Annotated in this window: 20 protein-coding genes and 1 other RNA gene; 20 read left to right on the plus strand and 1 reads right to left on the minus strand. The window is 38.3% G+C overall.

The annotated features are described in order from the left end of the window. Positions 1-273: 273 nt before the first annotated feature. From rpoN to eno, 8 genes are all read left to right on the plus strand, one after another. A complete protein-coding gene (gene rpoN / locus ACFYKX_RS16715; RefSeq protein WP_389362212.1) occupies positions 274-1,605 on the plus strand; it encodes an RNA polymerase factor sigma-54 in 1,332 nt (443 codons plus the stop codon). 63 nt (positions 1,606-1,668) lie between these two features. Beyond that, positions 1,669-1,920 carry a glutaredoxin family protein gene (locus tag ACFYKX_RS16720; protein ID WP_389362213.1) on the plus strand — a complete coding sequence of 84 codons (252 nt, stop codon included), beginning with the start codon at positions 1,669-1,671 and terminating at the stop codon, positions 1,918-1,920. A gap of 125 nt (positions 1,921-2,045) precedes the next feature. Further along, a complete protein-coding gene (locus tag ACFYKX_RS16725; RefSeq protein WP_389362214.1) occupies positions 2,046-3,065 on the plus strand; it encodes a sugar-binding transcriptional regulator in 1,020 nt (339 codons plus the stop codon). Between the two features lie 47 nt (positions 3,066-3,112). After that, the gene (gene gap, locus ACFYKX_RS16730) at positions 3,113-4,120 is read left to right on the plus strand and encodes a type I glyceraldehyde-3-phosphate dehydrogenase (RefSeq protein ID WP_389362215.1); all 1,008 of its coding nucleotides are present in this window, start codon (positions 3,113-3,115) and stop codon (positions 4,118-4,120) included. Between the two features lie 320 nt (positions 4,121-4,440). Further along, positions 4,441-5,625 carry a phosphoglycerate kinase gene (locus ACFYKX_RS16735; protein WP_389362216.1) on the plus strand — a complete coding sequence of 395 codons (1,185 nt, stop codon included), beginning with the start codon at positions 4,441-4,443 and terminating at the stop codon, positions 5,623-5,625. Positions 5,626-5,724: 99 nt separating this feature from the next. Beyond that, on the plus strand, positions 5,725-6,486 hold the full coding sequence (gene tpiA / locus ACFYKX_RS16740; RefSeq protein WP_389362217.1) for a triose-phosphate isomerase: 762 nt from the start codon (positions 5,725-5,727) through the stop codon (positions 6,484-6,486). Continuing rightward, positions 6,479-8,014: a 2,3-bisphosphoglycerate-independent phosphoglycerate mutase gene (gpmI, locus tag ACFYKX_RS16745; protein ID WP_389362218.1), complete on the plus strand. Its 1,536-nt coding sequence runs from the start codon at positions 6,479-6,481 to the stop codon at positions 8,012-8,014. The genes tpiA and gpmI overlap by 8 nt, the downstream gene beginning before the upstream one ends. Positions 8,015-8,040: 26 nt before the next feature. Beyond that, on the plus strand, positions 8,041-9,336 hold the full coding sequence (gene eno / locus ACFYKX_RS16750) for a phosphopyruvate hydratase (RefSeq protein ID WP_389362219.1): 1,296 nt from the start codon (positions 8,041-8,043) through the stop codon (positions 9,334-9,336). Positions 9,337-9,552: 216 nt separating this feature from the next. Here the strand turns inward: eno and ACFYKX_RS16755 are convergent, their stop codons facing one another. Further along, on the minus strand, positions 9,553-10,530 hold the full coding sequence (locus ACFYKX_RS16755; protein WP_389362220.1) for a nuclease-related domain-containing protein: 978 nt from the start codon (positions 10,528-10,530) through the stop codon (positions 9,553-9,555). 146 nt (positions 10,531-10,676) lie between these two features. Here ACFYKX_RS16755 and secG point away from each other — a divergent pair, with 146 nt between their 5' ends. The 12 genes from secG (at position 10,677) to ACFYKX_RS16815 (ending at position 22,389) form a co-directional block, all read left to right on the plus strand. Then, entirely contained in the window at positions 10,677-10,907 is a 231-nt protein-coding gene (gene secG, locus ACFYKX_RS16760; RefSeq protein WP_389362221.1) for a preprotein translocase subunit SecG, read from the plus strand. Positions 10,908-11,070: 163 nt separating this feature from the next. Beyond that, the gene (locus tag ACFYKX_RS16765) at positions 11,071-11,817 is read left to right on the plus strand and encodes an alpha/beta hydrolase (RefSeq protein WP_389362222.1); all 747 of its coding nucleotides are present in this window, start codon (positions 11,071-11,073) and stop codon (positions 11,815-11,817) included. Between the two features lie 96 nt (positions 11,818-11,913). Continuing rightward, on the plus strand, positions 11,914-14,259 hold the full coding sequence (gene rnr / locus ACFYKX_RS16770; protein ID WP_389362223.1) for a ribonuclease R: 2,346 nt from the start codon (positions 11,914-11,916) through the stop codon (positions 14,257-14,259). 191 nt (positions 14,260-14,450) lie between these two features. Continuing rightward, on the plus strand, positions 14,451-14,918 hold the full coding sequence (gene smpB / locus ACFYKX_RS16775) for an SsrA-binding protein SmpB (RefSeq protein WP_389362224.1): 468 nt from the start codon (positions 14,451-14,453) through the stop codon (positions 14,916-14,918). Between the two features lie 184 nt (positions 14,919-15,102). Then, positions 15,103-15,463, plus strand: a transfer-messenger RNA (tmRNA) gene (ssrA, locus tag ACFYKX_RS16780). Positions 15,464-15,854: 391 nt separating this feature from the next. Next, a complete protein-coding gene (locus tag ACFYKX_RS16785) occupies positions 15,855-16,373 on the plus strand; it encodes a DoxX family protein (RefSeq protein WP_389362225.1) in 519 nt (172 codons plus the stop codon). A gap of 317 nt (positions 16,374-16,690) precedes the next feature. Next, positions 16,691-17,002, plus strand: coding sequence for a hypothetical protein (locus tag ACFYKX_RS16790; protein WP_389362226.1), 312 nt, complete (start codon positions 16,691-16,693; stop codon positions 17,000-17,002). Between the two features lie 117 nt (positions 17,003-17,119). Continuing rightward, complete coding sequence (locus ACFYKX_RS16795; RefSeq protein ID WP_389362227.1) at positions 17,120-18,013, plus strand: ROK family protein; 894 nt, start codon at positions 17,120-17,122, stop codon at positions 18,011-18,013. 303 nt (positions 18,014-18,316) lie between these two features. Next, complete coding sequence (locus ACFYKX_RS16800) at positions 18,317-18,943, plus strand: HAD hydrolase-like protein (RefSeq protein WP_389362228.1); 627 nt, start codon at positions 18,317-18,319, stop codon at positions 18,941-18,943. A 23-nt stretch (positions 18,944-18,966) separates the two neighbouring features. Next, positions 18,967-19,536 carry a TetR/AcrR family transcriptional regulator gene (locus tag ACFYKX_RS16805; RefSeq protein ID WP_389362229.1) on the plus strand — a complete coding sequence of 190 codons (570 nt, stop codon included), beginning with the start codon at positions 18,967-18,969 and terminating at the stop codon, positions 19,534-19,536. Positions 19,537-19,896: 360 nt separating this feature from the next. Continuing rightward, positions 19,897-21,858, plus strand: coding sequence for an ABC transporter permease subunit (locus ACFYKX_RS16810; RefSeq protein WP_389362230.1), 1,962 nt, complete (start codon positions 19,897-19,899; stop codon positions 21,856-21,858). 186 nt (positions 21,859-22,044) lie between these two features. After that, the gene (locus ACFYKX_RS16815; RefSeq protein ID WP_389362231.1) at positions 22,045-22,389 is read left to right on the plus strand and encodes a DJ-1/PfpI family protein; all 345 of its coding nucleotides are present in this window, start codon (positions 22,045-22,047) and stop codon (positions 22,387-22,389) included. The last annotated feature ends 17 nt before the right edge of the window (positions 22,390-22,406 follow it).

Below are 22,406 nucleotides of genomic sequence, written 5' to 3' on the forward strand. Positions count from 1 at the left end.
CGGACTAATCTCTTGTGTTCAACATTACAATAAAGTACATGCTTAGTATAAGATTGAACCGCCGTATACGGGTCCGTACGTACGGTGGTGTGAGAGGTCGGAGGTTCGTCACCTCCTCCTACTCGATATAAGTTTTACTGATTAATACATATGTGTAATAACTCTAAATCGGATTTTAAGCTCTCAAAATAATGGTCAGTTTCTATCATGCCAATATATTTCCATTCAACATTTACATGCGTTATTGTAAAATGAAAGTAGGGGGAATGTGAGATGAATTTAAAGGCTGGTTTATGGCAACAGCAAACTTTAAAATTAACGATGACTCAAGAGCTCACTCAGGCCATTGCGCTTTTACAGTATTCTACTCAAGAGCTAACATCGTTCCTTGAGAACAAAGCGCTTGAAAATCCCCTTATTCAATTGGAGTCAGGGAATATTAAGGCGATGGATCCTCGTCCCGATCGAACGAAAAAGACTCGAAAAAGAGTAGAGAAGGACCAGCAAAGTTGGATAGAACAGATAGGTTCAAAGATAACGACACTGGATGAATTTTTACTTTCACAGATTAATATAAAGCATCTAGATGCGCATAGTGAAAAAATATTAATTACATTAATCGAACATATAGATGAAAACGGTTACCTAGGTGCAACATTAGAAGAGTTATCAATTTTATTAAACACATCGATAGAGGAATTAGAAAAGCTATTAGCAATCATTCAAGACTTAGAACCGGCGGGGATTGGAGCAAGAAATCTTCAAGAATGCTTATACCTTCAAGTTCTGCGTCTCGATGAGAAGAATGAGTTAGCAGAATTGATTATTTCAGAGCATTTCGAGCTTTTTGCGGAAAAAAAGTGGAAAGAACTTTCTAAGTTACTTGGTATAAAATTAACTCAAATACAGGAGATTTTCGACCAAGTTCAAACGTTGAATCCTAGACCTGCATCCGAATTTCAACCAGATAAGGCTGCTTATATCATTCCCGACGTAGTTGTAAAATGGGAAGGCGATTCATTCTCGATAAGTATTTTTGATGAAACCATACCTAAAATCAGCTTTAATGAGGAATATCATAAGCGCTTCACTTCTTATAATGATCAACAAGTAAACAAGTTCCTACAAGAAAAACAACAAGACTATCAATGGATTTTGAAAAGCTTAGAGCAAAGAAAAGAAACCTTAACAAAAGTAGCCATTAAAATTGTTGAAAAGCAAACGGATTTTTTTGTAAAAGGACCATCTTACTTGAAACCGATGGTTATGAAAGATATTGCTGAAGAACTAGAAATACACGAATCTACTGTTAGTCGAGCGGTGCGTGAAAAATATGTACAGACACCTTTTGGAACGTTTGAGTTAAAATCATTCTTTAGCAGCACCATCCAAACAACATCTGACGAAAATACATCATCACAACAAGTGAAAAATGAAATATCTGAGTTAATTAAAAACGAGGATAAGCGAAAGCCATTATCTGACCAGGAAATTGTTCATCTATTAAAAGAAAATGAAGGAATCATCGTATCGCGAAGAACAATAGCCAAATACCGAGATCAGCTAGGAATAGCATCCTCTTCAAAACGGAAACGGTATGAATAGTATTCGCTTACGATTAATATCAACGGCTGAAATGGAAATCAAAGTTAGAAAAGGAGTCTCAACATGCCTTCAGTAAAATTTTACACAAGAAACCGCTGCCCTTTATGTGACAAAGGAAAAACAATCGTCATGGAACTAAAAGAAGAGTATGATTTTGAATATGAAGAGTTTGATATTGACGAAAGCGATGAGCTTACGGAGAAGTATGGGCTCATGGTTCCGGTTGTCGAAATAGACGGGGAAGAAGTGCAATTCGGGCAAATTGACAAAATGTTCATAAACGAAGCGCTTACAAAAAAAATCCGCACTTTATAAGTTGAATTATAAAATTACTCCTGTTAGAATGAACTTGTAAACAGGGGTGATTTTTTTTGTGGTTCGTGGGACATAATATGACCATAAGGGACTTATTATGACCAAGATGATTAAAGGAGCAAATTATGGCCTATTCACTAATTGATATTCAGAAAAGATTATTACCTGATCTACTGTTTGTTATGCAAAAACGATTCCATATCCTACAGTTTATAAGTTTGATGGAGCCGGTTGGACGAAGGAGTCTTGCACAGAGTTTAGGTGTAACGGAGCGTGTGCTTCGAGGAGAGGTTACCTTCTTAAAGGACCAGAACCTAATTTCAGTCGAGAGTATTGGAATGAGCCTAACCACTGAGGGAACCGAACTTCTTGAAAGCTTAGAAGGTGTAATGAGAGAGATTACGGGAATAGACAAAATGGAAGATCAGTTACAAAAACAACTAGGTGTTCAAAGAGTAATCATCGTCTCCGGTGATAGTGATGAATCACCTTGGGTAAAAAGTGAATTGGGTAGAGCTTGTACAAATTGTATGAAAGCATCACTTAAGGGAAAAAATATCATCGCAGTTACTGGTGGCTCCACGATGGCTGCAGTAGCAGAAATGTTAACCCCTGAACTTAATGATTTACTGTTTGTCCCTGCAAGAGGTGGAATCGGAGAGGATGTTAAAAACCAAGCCAACACGATTTGTGCCTTGATGGCAGAAAAGACCCATTCGAAGCACCGAGTTCTATATGTTCCTGATCAAGTAAGCAGTGAAACATATAAAACAATTTTAAAAGAGCCTAATATTAAAGAAGTTTTAAGTTTAATTAAGTCTGCGAGCATGGTTTTGCATGGGATTGGAGACGCTATAACAATGGCGGAGCGTCGAAAAACCAGTCGAGAGGATATTGAAAAAATCCAACATGCACAAGCTGTCGGTGAGGCATTCGGCTATTATTTTAATGAAGCTGGGGAAGTGGTTCATAAAGTACATACAGTAGGACTACAACTTGATGATTTAGTAAATGTCGAACATGTTATTGCGGTAGCTGGTGGTTCATCAAAGGAAAAAGCAATTAGAGCTTATATGAAGCAAGCACCAACTAACACAGTCTTAATTACAGATGAAGGTGCAGCGAAACAGTTATTAAAAGGGTAACCCCCTATTAAAAATATCCTTACACATAATTAAAGGAGGAAATAAACATGGCAGTAAAAGTTGGTATTAATGGATTTGGTAGAATTGGACGTATTGTATTCCGTGCAGCATTAAACAATCCTAACGTAGAGGTAGTAGCAGTTAACGATTTAACAGACGCTAACATGCTTGCTCACCTTTTAAAATATGACTCTGTACACGGTAAACTTGACCAAGACGTTACGGTTGATGGTGATTCACTAGTTGTTGGTGGTAAAAAAGTGAAAGTACTTGCAGAGCGTGATCCAGCTCAATTAGGTTGGGGAGACCTTGGTGTAGAAGTAGTTGTTGAATCAACTGGTCGCTTCACAAAACGCGAAGATGCTGCTAAACACTTAGAAGCTGGTGCTAAAAAAGTAATTATCTCAGCTCCTGCATCTAATGAAGATATTACGATTGTTATGGGTGTTAATGATGACAAGTACGATGCGGCGAACCACCACGTAATTTCTAACGCATCTTGTACAACAAACTGTTTAGCACCATTTGCTAAAGTTTTACACGAAAACTTTGGTATCAAGCGCGGTATGATGACAACTGTTCACTCATACACAAATGATCAACAAATTCTAGACTTACCACACAAAGACTACCGTCGTGCTCGTGCAGCAGCTGAGAACATCATCCCAACAACGACTGGTGCTGCTAAAGCTGTATCATTAGTTTTACCTGAGTTAAAAGGTAAATTAAATGGTGGGGCAATGCGTGTTCCAACTCCAAACGTTTCCCTAGTTGACCTAGTTGTTGAGCTTGATAAAGAAGTAACAGCTGAAGAAGTTAATGCTAAATTTAAAGAAGCTTCAGAAGGTCCATTAAAAGGAATTCTTGGATACAGTGAAGAGCCATTAGTATCTGGTGACTATAACGGTAACCCTTACTCTTCAACAATTGATGCTCTTTCAACAATGGTTATGGAAGGCAGCATGGTAAAAGTAATTTCTTGGTATGACAACGAGTCAGGTTACTCTCACCGTGTAGTTGATTTAATCGACTTCATTGCTAAAAAAGGTCTTTAATGACAAGTAGTTCATGCTGATAAAATTATCCTAAATTTGTTCATGGAATTTATGGATTCTAAAATCATGAACGACTATAATAAAAAAGGTGAAACTTTCCTTGGAAGGACAATTATTCCAAGTGTATAAACTGCATCAAGTTCGTTAAATTAAAACTCATAGTAGAGTTTATTAATTGGTGGAACAGGATAAGGTTTTAAAAAAGGGGAGCGGGGAATTTCCCCCTCCCTTTCATTATGTTTTTTGGCCTTTTTCGGGTGGTATATACACGGAAAAGCCTTGTCACTTTCAGCCTTACATAATTAAGGAGGACCTTAGCAATGAACAAAAAAAGTGTAAAAGACGTTGATTTAAAAGGGAAACGAGTCTTTTGTCGTGTCGATTTTAACGTCCCGATGAAGGATGGACAAGTAACCGATGAAACACGTATTCGTGCTGCCCTTCCTACAATCCAATACTTAATGGATCAAGGGGCAAAAGTTATTTTAGCTAGCCATCTTGGACGCCCAAAGGGTTCTGTTGTAGAAGAAATGAGACTTACTCCAGTTGCGAAACGTTTATCTGAACTTTTAGGTAAGGATGTTCAAAAAACAGACGAAGCCTATGGAGAGTCTGTTAAATCTCAAATCGGAACTTTAAACGAAGGCGAGGTTCTTCTTTTAGAAAACGTTCGTTTTTATCCAGGTGAAGAGAAGAACGATTCTGAATTAGCAAAAGCTTTTGCAGAACTTGCGGATGTTTATGTGAATGATGCGTTTGGTGCAGCTCACCGTGCTCATGCTTCAACAGAAGGGATCGCTCACCACTTACCAGCAGTTTCTGGACTACTAATGGAAAAAGAACTTGATGTTCTTGGGAAAGCATTATCGAATCCAGAAAGACCTTTCACAGCCATCATTGGTGGGGCAAAGGTTAAAGATAAGATCGGTGTCATTGAAAACCTTTTAGAAAAAGTTGATAACCTAATTATTGGTGGTGGCTTAGCTTATACGTTTGTTAAAGCTCAAGGTCACGAAATCGGTCAAAGCCTTCTAGAAGAGGATAAAATTGACTTAGCTAAATCGTTCATACAAAAAGCAGAAGAAAAAGGCGTAAAATTCTATATGCCTATTGATGCTGTTGTAGCTGACGAATTCTCAGAAACTGCTAACACAAAGGTTGTTTCTATAGAAGAAATACCATCTGATTGGCAATCACTTGATATTGGTCCAAAAACAGCTGAACTTTACAGTGGTGTCATTAAAGAGTCAAAGCTAGTGATTTGGAATGGACCGATGGGTGTATTTGAAATGGAGAAGTTTGCTGGTGGAACAAAAGCGGTTGCAGAAGCACTAGCAGAATCTCAAGGAACCTATTCAGTAATCGGTGGTGGAGACTCAGCAGCTGCAGTTGAAAAGTTCAACCTTGCTGATAAAATGAGTCACATTTCTACAGGTGGAGGCGCTTCTCTAGAGTTTATGGAAGGGAAAGCACTTCCTGGAGTAGTGGCATTAAACGATAAGTAAAAGACTTAGGCTTACACGCATAACCAGCTGTCTAAAAAATGGTTTAGGCAGAGAGAGTAAAAACGGCTTTTGAAAAATGGCATGAAAGGAATGAGCAGCATGCGTAAACCAATCATTGCAGGGAACTGGAAAATGCACAAAACGATTTCTGAAGCAAAAAGCTTTTTAGAAGAGGTTAATGGGTTGGTTCCCTCTAAAGATCAAGTAGATTCAGTAGTTTGTGCGCCGGCATTATTTTTAGAAAGATTAGTGGAAAGTTCAAAAGATTATGATGTAGAAATCGGAGCACAAAACATGCACTTTGAAGAAAGCGGTGCTTTTACTGGGGAAATTAGTCCAGTTGCCTTAGCAGATTTAGGTGTTAAATATGTCATTATCGGACATTCAGAGCGTCGTGAAATGTTTAATGAAACAGATGACTCTGTAAACAAAAAAACATTGGCTGCTTTCAAACATAATCTAACTCCAATTGTTTGCTGTGGGGAGACACTAGAGCAGCGAGAAAACGGAGAAACGAACGATTTTGTTGGTGGCCAAATCAAGCAAGCTCTTGTAGGCCTAACTGAAGATCAAGTGAAGCAAACTGTTATTGCTTATGAACCAATTTGGGCGATCGGAACTGGAAAATCATCAACTGCTGAAGATGCAAATGAAACTTGCTCACACATCCGTAAAGTGATTAGTGAACAATTTTCACAAGATGTGGCTGATGCAGTCCGTATTCAGTACGGTGGTAGCGTGAAACCAGGAAACATTGCTGAATACATGGCTCAACCAGATATTGATGGTGCACTAGTTGGTGGAGCAAGCTTAGAAGCACAATCCTTCCTACAGCTTTTGGAGGCAGGCAAGAATGAGTAAAGCTCCAGTAGCCTTAATTATTTTAGACGGCTTTGCTTTAAGAGGAGAGCGTACCGGAAACGCAGTCGCTCAAGCAAACAAGCCGAATTATGAACGCTTTTGGAACCACTACCCTCATTCGACTTTAGTTGCTTCTGGTGAAGCGGTAGGGCTTCCTGAAGGTCAAATGGGTAACTCGGAAGTTGGTCACCTAAACATCGGTGCAGGTCGAATCGTCTATCAGAGTTTAACAAAAGTGAATATTGCGATTCGTGAAGGGGAATTCGAGAAAAATGAAACCTTCCTTGATGCAATAAATCATGCAAAAAACAATGGCACAAATCTTCATTTATTCGGATTATTATCTGATGGTGGTGTTCATAGCCATATTCATCATCTATATGCTCTTCTTCGCCTAGCTGCTGAAGAAGGTGTGAAAAACGTATACGTTCATGGATTCTTAGACGGCCGTGATGTTAGTCCACAATCAGCAGGGACATATATTGAGGAACTAATGGAAAAAATGAAGGAATATGGAGTTGGGGAACTAGCTTCCATCTCTGGACGTTACTACTCAATGGACCGCGATAAGCGCTGGGAGCGTGTGGAAAAAGCGTATAGAGCGATGGTTTATGGAGATGGTCCATTATACTCTAGCCCAATGGAAGTAGTGGAAGATTCCTATCGTAACGGAATTTTTGACGAATTCGTCCTTCCTTCAGTCATCACAAAAGAAAATGGAGAGCCAGTTGCAACGATTCAGGATAACGATGCGGTTATTTTTTATAACTTCCGTCCAGACCGTGCGATTCAAATCTCTAACACATTTACAAATGAGGATTTCCGTTCATTCGATCGTGGACCTAAGCACCCGAAAAACTTACATTTCGTTTGCTTGACTCATTTTAGTGAAACAGTTGATGGATATGTTGCGTTCAAACCAACAAACCTAGACAACACCATTGGTGAAGTGTTAGCTCAAAATGGTCTTAGTCAGCTACGAATCGCAGAAACAGAGAAATACCCACATGTAACGTTCTTTATGAGCGGGGGTCGCGAAGCGGAATTTCCTGGTGAAAAAAGAATTCTAATTGATTCTCCAAAAGTTGCTACATATGATCTTAAGCCTGAAATGAGTGCTTATGAAGTAACGGATGCACTATTGAAAGAGATTCAAGACGATAACTTTGATGCGATTATTTTAAACTACGCAAACCCAGACATGGTAGGACATTCTGGAATGCTAGAGCCGACCATTAAAGCGATTGAAACGGTCGACGAGTGTCTAGGCAAAGTGGTTGATTTAATCGTTTCAAAGGGTGGAACAGCCATCATTACGGCCGACCACGGAAATGCAGATGAAGTAGTAACACTTGAAGGAAATCCAATGACTGCACATACGACTAATCCTGTGCCAGTGATTGTGACGCGTGAAGGTGCTGAGCTTCGACAAGATGGAATTCTTGGAGATTTAGCCCCAACCATGCTAGACCTTCTAAACTTGCAAAAACCAGCTGAAATGACTGGTACGACATTACTTAAAAAATAATTTTTTATAATAAGGAGAGATTTTAAATGCCATATATCCAACATGTATATGCTCGTGAAGTACTTGATTCTCGTGGAAACCCAACAGTTGAAGTAGAAGTAATAACAGAGTCTGGTTTCTTCGGACGCGCAATCGTTCCATCTGGTGCATCTACTGGTGAGCACGAAGCAGTAGAACTTCGCGATGGTGACAAAGATCGTTACCTAGGAAAAGGTGTTCTAAAAGCAGTTGAGAACGTGAACACGCTTATCGCTGAAGAGATCATCGGCATGGACGTAACAGACCAAGCTGGAATCGACCGTACAATGATCGAACTAGACGGAACTGAAAACAAAAGTAAATTGGGTGCTAACGCTATCCTTGGTGTATCTATGGCTTGTGCTCATGCAGCAGCAGAATTTGTGGGTCTTCCATTATACCGTTATCTAGGTGGATTCAATGCGAAGCAACTTCCAACTCCAATGATGAACATCATTAACGGTGGATCTCACGCTGATAACAACGTGGACTTCCAAGAGTTCATGATCATGCCTGTAGGTGCTCCTACATTCAAAGAAGCAATCCGTATGGGTGCAGAAGTATTCCATAGCTTGAAGAAAGTTCTTTCTGAAAAAGGCTTAAACACAGCTGTAGGTGACGAAGGTGGATTCGCTCCAAACCTTGGTTCAAACCGTGAAGCATTAGAAGTTATTATGACTGCTATTAAAAATGCAGGCTACGAGCCAGGTAAAGATATTTTACTTGCTATGGACGTTGCTTCTTCTGAATTCTACAACAAAGAAACTGGTAAGTATGACTTAGCTGGTGAAGGCCGTACAGGTCTAACTTCAGAAGCAATGGTTAACTTCTATGAAGAGCTAGTAAACGAATTCCCAATCATCTCAATCGAAGACGGTTTAGATGAAAACGACTGGGATGGCCACAAGCTTTTAACTGAGCGTATCGGTGGAAAAGTACAATTAGTTGGTGACGATCTATTCGTTACAAACACGAAGAAGCTTGCTGAAGGGATCGAAAAAGGTGTAGGTAACTCAATCCTTATCAAAGTAAACCAAATTGGTACATTAACAGAAACGTTCGAAGCAATCGAAATGGCGAAACGCGCTGGCTACACAGCAGTAGTTTCTCACCGTTCTGGTGAAACTGAAGATGTAACCATCTCTGATATCGCAGTTGCAACAAACGCTGGACAAATCAAAACGGGTTCAATGTCACGTACAGACCGTATCGCGAAGTACAACCAACTTCTTCGCATCGAAGACGAGCTTGGCGATTTAGCGGTGTATGATGGGTTGAAGAGTTTTTATAATTTGAAGAAGTAATATTGAGTTTGTGGGGGTGACCGCCGGGTTTGTTGGGTGGTCGCCTTTTTTGTTGCGGTGGTGAAGGGTGTTGTGGTAAGGTGCTTTGGCGAATAAAAATATGAGTTTGTCCAATATAAAGTCTACTTTGTCCAATAAAATTAACACGACGGCGAATATATTTAGAGTGTTGTCCAATATATGTTTCGTAACGGCGAATATACCTTCGAAATAAAGTCATCCGCTGAAAAAATCTTTAGAAGAATAGTAGTATCTTCCTTTATTTGTGCCGGATGAAGGTAATTTCATTCTAATTAACAGTTTAGATGCCATATCCACAGATGCTATACCAACAAAGTCTCTGAATTGTTGGTTAGTTATCGTCTCTCCTACTAGTAAAAAGTAATCTTTTATTGCCTCAAAGTGTGCTAACTTATCAAATTTCCCACAACTTTGACATAACCACTTCCTTTTCTCCCGCACCATAGCAAATCTCTTACACCCCGGACACTGTACTCCCTTTATTAACTCATCTTTTAAAATACCGTATCTCTTCAAAATATCAGTATCCTCGTCCACATGACTCTTCAACAATAATTTCGAAAGCTTCCTAATCTGCTTTACATCCAAACAATCTTCCTTATATTTAGACCCCAACTCTTCAATCCTCTCCAACAGGCTTTGACCATGGACCACATGCTTTTTGACTTCAATATTACGTGGGTCTGTCTTAAGTATGGTAGATGGATGGCTAATGACAACCAGATATTCAACCGGAAGCTTACATCCAAATTGTTCTTCTAGCCAGCCACATAGTTGAACTTTGTGCCACTTAGCCTGTGAAATTGGATCAGGGAAGCCTTCTTCTTGATCATTGCTTGTGCGAATGAGTTGTCTAAAGGAGTTATCAAAAAATAAAGTTCCGTAGAAATTTTTCGATTCTAGGATCAGAATAAAACGAGAGGAGATTATGAAATAGTCAATTTGAAAATGGTATTTTCCATGGGGGAGACGGATGTCGTGTAAAAAGAAGAATTCCTTTTCGGGTAGGTAGTCTAAATAGTAGGACACTGCACGTTCACCTTTTTGACCGGACCACATTTTTACTAAATCCTGTTTAATGTCCAAAACCTTAGGGTGTTCTTCGGGGAGACGATTCAAAAGAGCTTCAGCCTTTTTTATGTTTTTTCGAACAGACAATTCTTTAACAATCAACTTGTATCACTTCCCTAATTTGTTTGCTTAACAAATTCTCTAAATAAGCGAAATCTCCTCCAACACCCAAAAACTATTGTCTCCCACCCAAATATGTGGTACATTAAAAATACTGTAATAATGTACGTCGTTCAGGAGGTGGACTCATGTATACATTATTTGTTACTTTGTTAGTGATCGTATCAATCGCTCTAATTGTTGTGGTACTTCTTCAATCTGGTAAAAGCGCAGGTCTTTCCGGAGCCATCTCAGGTGGAGCAGAGCAACTTTTCGGTAAACAAAAAGCGCGTGGACTTGACTTAGTATTGCACCGTGCGACAATCGTTTTATCTGTAGTTTTCTTTATTTTAACGATCATCGTTGCTTATTTCCTATAAGAATATCAACCTGACCTACATCAGCGGGTCAGGTTTTTTTGTGTTTTTACACATTGGAAATAAATAACATTAAGCGGATACCTGAAGTCATTTTATTGGATTGTCCATAATCCGATTGTTTAAACTAACAACATAAGCATAGATAAGTTAAAGGAGTTTTATTATGAAGTTTGTAGCACCTAAGCCGTTTACTTTTGAGGGAGGAAATAGAGCAGTACTACTTCTGCATGGATTCACAGGGAATAGTGCTGATTGCAGAATGTTGGCTCGCTTTTTAGAAAAGAAGGGTTATACATGTCATGCGCCTCAATATAAGGGCCATGGGGTTCCACCTGAAGAGTTAGTACACACAGGTCCAGTTGATTGGTGGAAGGACGTAATGGAAGGTTATGAGTTTTTAAAAAATAAAGGTCATAAAGAGATTGCTGCAGTGGGTCTTTCGCTGGGTGGCGTATTTTCATTAAAGTTAGGTTACACTGTACCTATAAAGGGAATTGTTCCAATGTGTGCTCCGATGTATATCAAAAGCGAAGAGGTCATGTATCAGGGAATCTTAGAATATGCTAAAGATTACAAGAAGCGAGAAGGAAAAACAGACGAAGAAATTGAACAGGAGATGGAAGAGTTTCAAAAGACACCGATGAAAACGCTAAAAGCTCTACAAAATCTTATCTCGGATGTTCGAGAGCATGTGGATATGATTTATGCACCAACCTTTGTCGTCCAAGCTCGCCATGATCATATGATTAACACAGATAGTGCTAATATCATTTACAACGAGGTTGAGTCCGATGAAAAAGAAATAAAGTGGTATGAAGAATCTGGCCACGTTATCACATTGGACAAAGAACGGGATCAACTACATGAAGATGTTTTTCAGTTTTTAGAAAAGCTAAATTGGGAACAATAATAAGTAATTGGGCATAAACTGTACTTTTTCAAAAAGAAACCTATTGTACGGAAAGTTTTAAGAAAAACTGCCAATAAAAAAAGGAGGGATTAGATTATGGAGAATCATATCCAGCAACATATTGATAAATTACTTCATTATATGAAGGATGAAGCATACAAACCGCTAACTGTTCAAGAATTAGAGCAAGCTTTCGGCATTGAAGATTCTGCTGCTTTTAAGGATTTTGTAAAAGCTCTCGTTGTCATGGAAGAAAAGGGGCTAGTCGTAAGAACCCGAAGTAATCGATACGGTCTACCGGAAAAGATGAACTTAATTCGAGGGAAACTAACAGGCCACGCAAAAGGGTTTGCGTTTGTCATACCAGATGAGCCAGGTGTGGATGATATTTTTATTCCACCAAATGAAACAAATAATGCGATGCATGGGGATATTGTTTTAGCCCGGGTAGCTTCCGAGACATCAGGGCAAAGAAGAGAAGGTACGATTGTTCGAATCTTAGAACGTGGGATTACCCAAATCGTTGGTACTTACACAGAAAGTAAGCATTTCGGCTTTGTGATTCCCGATGATAAAAAATTTGCAAGTGATATTTTTATCCCTAAGGAAGTTTCAAAAGGAGCAGTAGAGGGGCATAAGGTCGTTGTAAAATTAACAACTTACCCTGAAGGTAGGAAAAGTGCAGAAGGGGAAGTTATCGAAGTCCTTGGTCATAAAAATGATCCAGGTGTGGATATCCTTTCAGTCATACATAAGCATGGCTTGCCAGGTCCATTTCCAGATGAAGTTATTCAACAAGCAAATGATACACCAGATACCATCAACGAAGACGAAATTAAAAACCGTCGTGATTTAAGAGACCAAACGATTGTTACCATTGATGGTGCAGATGCAAAGGATTTAGATGATGCCGTTACCGTTACGAAGCTTGAGAATGGAAACTATAAGCTTGGCGTACACATTGCGGATGTGACTTACTATGTAACGGAAGAATCTTCTATTGATCGAGAAGCGGCTGACCGGGGCACAAGTGTTTACTTAGTGGATCGAGTGATTCCGATGATTCCACACCGATTATCAAATGGAATATGTTCGTTAAATCCGAAGGTAGATCGCCTGACACTCTCATGTGAAATGGAAATCTCTCCGGAAGGACAAGTGGTCAAGCACGAGATTTTCCAAAGTGTGATTAAAACAAAGGAGCGAATGACATACACAGATGTTAATAAAATCCTTACTGATAAAGATGAGGAGCTTATTCAACGTTATGAGCCGTTGGTTCCAATGTTTGAACTAATGGAGGAGCTTGCAGCAATTCTGCGTAACAAACGTATGACTCGCGGAGCCATTGACTTTGATTTTAAAGAAGCGAAAGTGCTTGTAGATGAGGAAGGGAAGCCGACCGACGTAGTTCTAAGAGAGCGCTCCGTGGCAGAACGACTTATTGAAGAGTTTATGTTAGCAGCGAACGAAACGGTAGCAGAGCATTTTCATTGGTTAGATGTTCCGTTCATCTATCGTATCCATGAGGAACCAAAAGAAGATAAGCTAAGAAGATTTTTCGAGTTTATTACGAATTTTGGTTATATCGTAAAAGGAACTGCGAACGATGTGCATCCTCGTGCCCTTCAAGAAATCATTGAAGAGGTTCAAGGAAAGCCAGAAGAGATGGTTGTTTCGACCGTAATGCTTCGTTCGATGCAACAGGCTAAGTATGATCCAGAAAGTCTAGGACACTTTGGGTTATCGACAGAGTTCTATACACACTTTACGTCGCCAATCCGTCGTTACCCAGACTTGATTGTTCACCGCTTGATTCGAACTTACTTAATTGAAGGAAAGCTCGACCAAGGAACAAGAGAGAAATGGGATTCAAGGTTGCCTGAAATCGCTGAGCACTCTTCTAAAATGGAGCGTCGTGCAGTAGATGCAGAGCGTGAAACAGATGAACTCAAAAAAGCAGAGTACATGGAAGACAAAGTTGGTGTCGAGTACGATGGAATCATAAGTTCAGTGACAAACTTCGGTATGTTTGTAGAGCTTCCTAACACGATTGAAGGTTTAGTTCATGTAAGTTATATGACAGATGACTACTATCGTTATGATGAGCGACACTATGCAATGATTGGCGAAAGAACAGGAAATGTATATCGAATTGGTGATGAAATTACCATTCGCGTCGTTAAGGTAGACAAAGAGGAGCGCTCTATCGACTTTGAAATTGTCGGTATGAAGGGGACTCGCCGACCACGGGAATCTGAAGGAGCACCAAAGGTTTTCAAAACAGGTAGTACAGAAAGAAAGCCAAGAAAAGGGAAGCCATCAGAGAACGGTCGTAATGGTTCAAAAGGTAAAAACGGTAGTAATGGAAGCGGACCAGGTAAAAAGAAGAAAAAGCATTTTGAGAATGCACCTAAAGCAAAGCGTAAAAAGAAGCGTTAATCTTGATAAAAAGAGAGAGCCCAAGGTAGTGCCCCTATAAAGTTAGATATCTACTCTAACTTTCGGGGTGCAGTACCCAATTGGCTCTCTTTTGCTCCATTACGAAGCTCGGATTTGTGAGAGAACAAGAAATTTGTTAAAATAAAGCAATGACTAAATAGAGAGAAACGTCTAGGGAAGGGGGACACTAAATGCCAAAAGGAGCAGGTAAGACAATCGCACAAAATAAGAAAGCGTACCATGATTATTTTGTAGAAGAAACCTATGAGGCAGGAATTGTTCTTCAAGGAACAGAAATAAAGTCGATTCGTGGAGGGAGAGTCAACTTAAAAGACTCTTATGCACAGATCAAAAACGGTGAAGTATTCTTAGTCGGAATGCATATAAGTCCGTATGAGCAAGGAAACCGCTACAATCATGACCCAGAAAGAACGCGTAAGCTACTTCTTCATAAAAAAGAAATTAGCAAGCTGATCGGTGAAACAAAAGTGGCTGGATATTCTCTTGTACCACTAAAGCTATATCTTAAAAATGGTTTTGCAAAACTTTTAATTGGTCTTGCAAAAGGTAAAAAAAATTACGATAAGCGTGAAGACTTGAAAAAGAAAGAAGCGAAACGCGAAATTGAACGTGCTTTCCGAGGTAGACAGAAGATGTAGAGGTTTCTGCTTTTTCTGACAGTACAGATGGTTATGGAAGCAGAAACTGACATTTTGAAAAGAGACAGATCTATGTTATAATCATAAGTGTCACAGAGAGTGACACGATACTTTAGCTCATCTATTCAAAGAGCTTTTCCTAACGTACGCATGTGTGAAAAACCACAGCGGACCTTTATATGAAGGGGACGTTACGGATTCGACAGGGGTAGTTCGAGCTTGGGTTGCGAGTCGAGGGGATCGGCCTCGTTAAAACGTCAAAGCCTATAACTGGCAAACAAAACAACAACTTAGCTTTCGCAGCTTAATAACCTGCAAGGCTGTTCGCCCCTCCATCGCCCATGTGGTAGGGTAGCGGACTCACTCTAAGTGGGCTACGCCGGATTCCACCGTCTGAGGATGAAGGAAGAGAACAACCAGACTAGTTGCTCGGGCGCCCGTCGGTAGGCAGATGTTGCAACGAATTACGAATATATCGACTACACTCGTAGAAGCTTAAGTGGCGATATCTTTGGACGTGGGTTCGACTCCCACCGTCTCCACCAAAATACATATTTGGTGGTTTTTTATTTTATATAGAGATAATGGGGGAGCACTAAAATTAGTGCCCCTTTTTTGTTTCCAAAATTGGCGAAGAGTATTGATATAGTTACAATTTCGTAACAGCAGACCTAGTAATTTAGATTTGACATAGTAAACACCCTTTGTTCATCATTCTGTCAACAAGCTTTTAACAAATTGTGAACAACTTCACAGACCCATTTTATTCTAGCCACGAATGGTTTATATTTTAATTGTAGACGAGATAATTAAATAAAACGAATGAAGAACTACTAAAGTTTAGAGTAGCTGAGCAATTATCCTTTTTCTTAAAATCCCATTCGTTTTTTGAAGAATTCGTTTACAAATTCGGATTTTTGAAAGGCGGAATGCTTTATGTTTAACAAATTTTTAAGAGAAAACAAGATTGCGGCAGGTATTTTAACAGTCATTCGTTTATATCTAGGGTATGCTTGGATGACAGCAGGATGGGGTAAAATTACAGGTGGTTTTGATGCTTCAGGTTATCTAGGTAATGCGGTAGCTAATCCGGTAAAAGGTCCAGATGGTAACATGGTGTACAGCTGGTACGTATCTTTCTTAGAGGGCGTAGCAATCCCGAATGTGGGCTTATTTAACTTCTTAGTTCCTTGGGGTGAATTCCTAGTAGGTCTTGGATTGATTCTAGGTTGCTTAACTACTGCAGCTGCATTCTTTGGCTTAGTAATGAACTTCTCTTTCTTCTTAGCGGGAACTGTATCTCACAACCCTACTGACATTTTCTTAGGTTTCATTATCCTAGCTGCCGGAATGAACGCTGGTTACTATGGTTTAGACCGCTGGGTGATTCCATATGTACGTAAATTAATGAACAAAGATAGCAAAGAAGTTAAAATTGCTTCTGAAAATGTTTAACATTCGTAATTAATACTACCCTGTAACTGATGTAGTTTTAAACTACATCAGTTGCAGGGTTTTTATTTTTGACTGTAATTAGTTTACTAGCTCCCAGAGAGAGATGGTGTCATTAAAAGAACAGTGTTTTAACTACAAGCTATTTTATCTTAAGCGAAAGCCGCATGCATTTCTTACAATTACTAGGAAAAGCTAAAATCATCTTCCTAAGGAAAATAACCACACTAGAGCGAAGGGTTTTGGTTAAAATTTTTTTGAGACAGAAACAGAGTTTAAATTTCTCGCATCTAGTATAAAAATCAATAGAGGTGACCTTAATGCAAATATTTAATAGTAATAATGGCGGAACAGGTTCAGGATACCCTTTTTTCCCATTTTTTGAAACGACTGCTGATGGCGATAGCTTAAAAAATGCGCATGATGCATATGATGTTTATGTAAATGACGAGTATATTGGTCAAAAGGTATTGTTAACACAAGCTGAAGAGATTGATGATGTATTAGATTTTTTAAAGGTCCAGGGTGTGAAGGATGTTTCTGGACGATTAGAGGGGGATCATTATATGATTAAGTCGGATGATTCAGAGAAAGTCAAAAATATTATGGAAACTTATCTTCAGAACCGTTAAAAGTGAATGTATTTGTTTAACGTCAGAGTGAGTGGTAAGGAATTTGGAGCTATCTAATGAGAGGCTCCGTTTTTCTATTGTGAAAAAACCAAATAATTTTCAAGAGGAGATCGGCTTATGAAATACTTAGCGATAGATATTGGCGGTACTTTTATAAAATATGCTTTGATGGATCAAAACACGAACATCTTAGAAAGAGGATCTGTAAAGACACCTTATGAAGGGATCGAGGCTTTAATCGAAGCGATTGGATATCTTTACGATAAATATGAGCAACAAATTGTTGGGATGCCTATTAGTATGCCAGGGATTATTGATAGTAAAAATGGGATTGCATTGACTGGAGGGGCTTTGACCTATATTAGTAATCTAAATATAAAAGAATTGTTACATAAAAGATGTCCAACGAATATTTCGATTGAGAACGATGGCAAATGTGCTGCTCTCGCTGAAACCTGGAAAGGAAGTTTAAAGGATTGTGATGATGGAATCGTCATTGTACTAGGGACTGGGATTGGTGGAGGAATTATTAAGGACCGAAAAGTACATAAAGGTAAAAATTTCTTTGCCGGAGAATTTAGTTTTATTGGCACAAACATTGATGCATTTTTTGATTCAAAATACCGTTGGGCTCTTCAGAATGGAGCATCGACTCTTAATAAGGAAGTTGCACAGGCAAAGAACATGGATGTAAATGAGCTAGATGGTGTGAAGATTTTTGAAATGGCCAACAATGGGGATGGAGAAGTTCTAGAGGTTTTAAATAGATTTACTCAAAGAATTGCAACTCAGATATACAATCTCCAATGTATCTATGATCCGGAGAAAATAGCAATTGGCGGCGGAATCAGCGCGCAAGACTTACTTATAGACTTGATTAAAAAGAATCTTAATAAAATCTATGTACATTTTAATGAAGACATTCCAAGAGCTGAAGTAGTAAGGTGCGAGTTTTTAAATGATTCCAATTTAATTGGAGCGACTTATAACCTAATCACAAGTGAAAAGTAATCGGCAAAAAAGACAGCAAATTACTGTTCTTAGATGTCAACAAAAGGTATCAGGACTTCACCTTCCCAATTCCTTTTTTCGTTATTAATATTAATTGGCGATAATACTGCCCATAGTCTTCAAATATCTGCTGAATTTGCAAGAATAATTGTATCGATAGCATTAACATAAACCTTCCAGGCCTCAAGGGGCAGGAAGGTTTTTATTTATCTTAAAAGTAATCAATTGTTTACTTTTGCTTGTATTTTCGTTAAAATAAACACATCCATTTAATTCCATTTTTGATTATAAGGAGAAAACAAGATGATAAAGTATATAATTTTTGATTTTGATGGTACTCTTGCTGATTCAAGGAGTGCATTCGTTTCAGTTTGGAATGGTTTAGCGGATAAGCATAATTACAAGAAAGTTCAACCTGGAGAGCTAGAGTCCTTGAGGAAATTAACGATTAATGAGAGAAGTAAGTTGTTAAATTTCCCATTTTATAAAATTCCGATTGTCATGCCAGAACTAATTGCCATGTTAAGAGACTCTATAAATGAAATGACACTATTTAACGGCATAAAAGACATGTTAAGCGAATTGAGAAAGATGGGCTATCAACTTGCCATTATCTCGTCTAATTCTGTAGAGAATATTAAAGATTTTTTAAAGAGAAATGAGATGGAGGAGGTTATTACAGAGGTACTCTCCGCTAAAAGAATCTTTGGGAAAGATAAGGTTATCAAGAAGTTCTTGAAAGCTCACGGACTACAGGCAGACGAAGTTATCTATGTTGGTGATGAGCATAGGGATGTTGTAGCATGTAAAAAAAGTAATGTAAAAATAATCTGGGTTGGATGGGGTTACGATGCATTAGAGGCTGTCCAATCAGAAGGGCCGGACTATACGGTGTATTCCCCAGAAGACATCATTCAGATCGTATCATAACGAACTTTGGAGTGTAGGTTAAAATGGTTCAAGTGCAAAAACCTGAGATAAAAAACGCGATTTTGAGAGAAGCAAAAAGAGAGTTCATTGAAAATGGATTCCAGCAAACATCCATAAGAAGGATTGCTAAAAACGCAAATATTACTAGCGGGAATATTTATAAATATTTTTCAGGTAAAGAAGTATTATTTGAGCATCTAGTATCTACCGCTAAAGAAGGGTTATATGACTATATAAAGGAAAAAGCAACTAGAACGAAGATACATGCAGCTGATGCGCCTTTTGATATCCTTGAGTTTGCACATTTAATGAGTGATTATCGTGATGAGATATTACTCCTTACGGATGCCTCAGCCGGTACAAAGTATGAGAACACAACAGAAGAGATAATTAAAATGATCACCATTAATATACGACTGTTCTTGCCTAACTTTGGTTTTCCCGATAACAAAAGCGGGGACATATTGGCTAGAAGTGTCGCAGTAGGATTGTTATCAGGACTATTAGAGATTTTACGAACATCTACTGATAAGGGTGAAATTAATACGAGTGTTACAGATTACATAACCTTTGTATTTAGAAGTTATATGTGATTTTTGTTAGATAAGACTGTAGACATTCTTGATGATATTCAAGTTGCCTGCAGTTTTTTTGTTGTATCCGAGGGGCTATTTTAAGTTTTCTCTAACTTAAAAATTCTTAATATTTGTAAAATTTTTCTAAAATAATATTGAAAATCTATTTTACGAATGGTAATTTTATACATAACTGTGAATCGAAAGGGGGGAACTAAACGAATTTGTAAATACACTTTTTGCTGAAGCTGTATTTTATAAAACATCAAGGTGCCAATAAATAAATAGAAACAGAAAAAAATAACAGCCTAAATCTGATTAAATTGATATTTAATTAGGGACTTTTCACAGAGGGTTACGTGCAAAGGGGGTATATTCTTGATAGCACTGTTTGGCAAAATGCTAAGGAGTTTTATCATTTTATTACTTGCATCCATTGTGATTACATATGCAATTCTTATCGCGACGGATGCTGATTTTTATGCTATTAAAAGCGATGAAATTGAGGTATTAAAGGGAGTTTACCAGTATTATAAAGAGATTTACATCGAAGGTGCAGAAAACCGATACAGCTTTCCAGTATGGGAGCATGTTGAGAGTTATTTTCTTAGAAGCTTGAAGCTGGTTATTCCTGCGTTTTTGATTAGTATGGTTGGTGGCGTCATACTAGGGATTTTCAGTTTCATTTATCGAGAAAAAAGGATAGGAAGGGTTTGGAAAGTAAAAGAGATGCTCTTTGGGACGATTCCAGACTTCTTCCTATTTATTGCTATTCAGTTTGGATTAATTCTACTAATGAGGATGGGGTTCCCAAAGTTAGACCTCTATGGCCATGAAAACTGGTTTAATGTAGTGTTTCCTTTAACGATCCTCACTATAGCTCCAACACTGTATATTTCAAATATTACGTTCCACTCTTTGTTAGAAGATGTTAAGAAGGATTTTGTCCGCACTGCTGCAGGAAAAGGGACAAGTGACACCAAAATTATTTTCACCCATCTTTTGTGGAATTCGTGGGGCACTGTATTAAGTTATTCACAGACTGTCATGCTTTTTATTCTTACAAGCTTGCCTGTAATTGAGAAATTAGGCTTTTATAAAGGTGCCGGAAATGAACTCATTATGTCTATTAAAGCAGGTGATACGAATCTTGTAATTGGATTCCTACTACCTTTCTTACTCCTTATGCTTACTAGTATTTGGTTAACGGACATTGTAAAGTTTTTTCTAGTCCCAGTTGATATAGAGAATGAACTAGAATCAAGAACGATTGCGCGTGCGAACCAATTCCGGTTACTTAAAGGAATTTTCTACTTTATAAAAGAATTTCCTTACAAGCATGCCTATCATCTTACGGTTAAATGGTTTCGACTTTATCCAGCCTTAATGATTGGTTCCTTTTTATTAGGTGGCTTATTGTTTACAGCATTTATTGGACCATTTCTATTAGAAGATACAAAGCTTGATTCACCAAAGTTTATATGGATAGATGGAAAGCCACTATTCCCGCCTCTTGCGCCAGGGGAATATTATCTGTTTGGTTCTGATCGAGCAGGTAGGCCAATGTTGAATTTGCTCGTTTTAGGAGCAAAGGAAACCTTAACAGAGGTCCTTGTCATTACCTTAATCAGATTCTGTATAAGTATCCCTCTAGGATATTTTGCATCTGTTCATAGAGGGGCGAATGGATTCCTTGGATTAAGTAATAGTGTTTTATCGTTTTTACCTACCATTATATTAGTGATATTAGTAGGAAGCATACCATCCATTCAAGAATCACATATAAGGCATGGTGTACTGATTGTATTAATAGCACTTTTAGAAGTAGGAAGAATAAGTGAAGTATTTAGACAGGAATTTATAAAAATTAATAAAAATGATTATATAAATGCTGCGATTTCAGCCGGTAGTAATGGCTTCCAGCTGGTTAGACATTATTACATTCCAAATCTATATCAAAAGGTCATCTTTATTTTTATTTCAGATCTTGGAAGAGTCATGTTTTTACTAGGTGGATTAGGAATTATGCAGGTGTTCTTATCGCAAATCTTTGTTCTAAATCCAGATACGGGTTCCACTTATACAGTCAATTTGTCTTTTTCATGGGGGACTTTGCTAGCAGATGCAATGTTAGATATTCGTGACGCTCCTTGGATTTCATTCTTCCCTGCAGGCTGTATCGCTTTAAGTATCCTCACCTTTAATCTAATAGGGTATGGCCTTAAAGATTTCTTAGAGAAAAGAGCACATAAAAAGAGATTTTCAGAGAGTTATAATAAAGGAGAATCCTCTACAAGTATGATTAGCCAGAATCAGCCAAAAGCTTTAGAGGTTAAGTAAGTTTATGTTTCAAAGTGAATCTACCCTGTGACTCTAGGATAAGCGCAAAAGGAGTGTAGAATTCCTACACTCCTTTATTCATGTATGTTAAGAATAATTTCAAGCTTGACTGAATCTTTTCAGCAGGTCTAGTTACCATAGATATCTGGGTCTCTTCTATGATCTTGTCTATTTTAAATTGATTTAATGTCAGTTCTTGTTGCACAGCATCTCTCAAAACAGATTTATTTATCAAGGTTAAAAGTAGATAATTCCAGGCAATTAATAGGTTCTATGTGTTCCGGAGCGCTGCTTTTAGGCGGATTAGGTCTACTAACTGGTAAAAAGGCAACTACTTACCCAACGGCTGTTAATCAATTGAGAAAGTTAGGGGTAAATGTTGTAAAAGAAAGCTTTGTACAGCAGGGGAATATAGTCACGGCAGCTGGATGTTTAGCTGCACAAGATTTAACGTATTGGATCATCTCTACTTTATACGGTGAAAAAATGGCTAGCACCATCTTTACCACCATTCAACCGGTGGGAACGTGAAAATGTTATAATATGTA

The organism is Cytobacillus spartinae (genome assembly GCF_042865285.1).
Lineage (GTDB): Bacteria > Bacillota > Bacilli > Bacillales > Cytobacillaceae > Robertmurraya_A > Robertmurraya_A spartinae.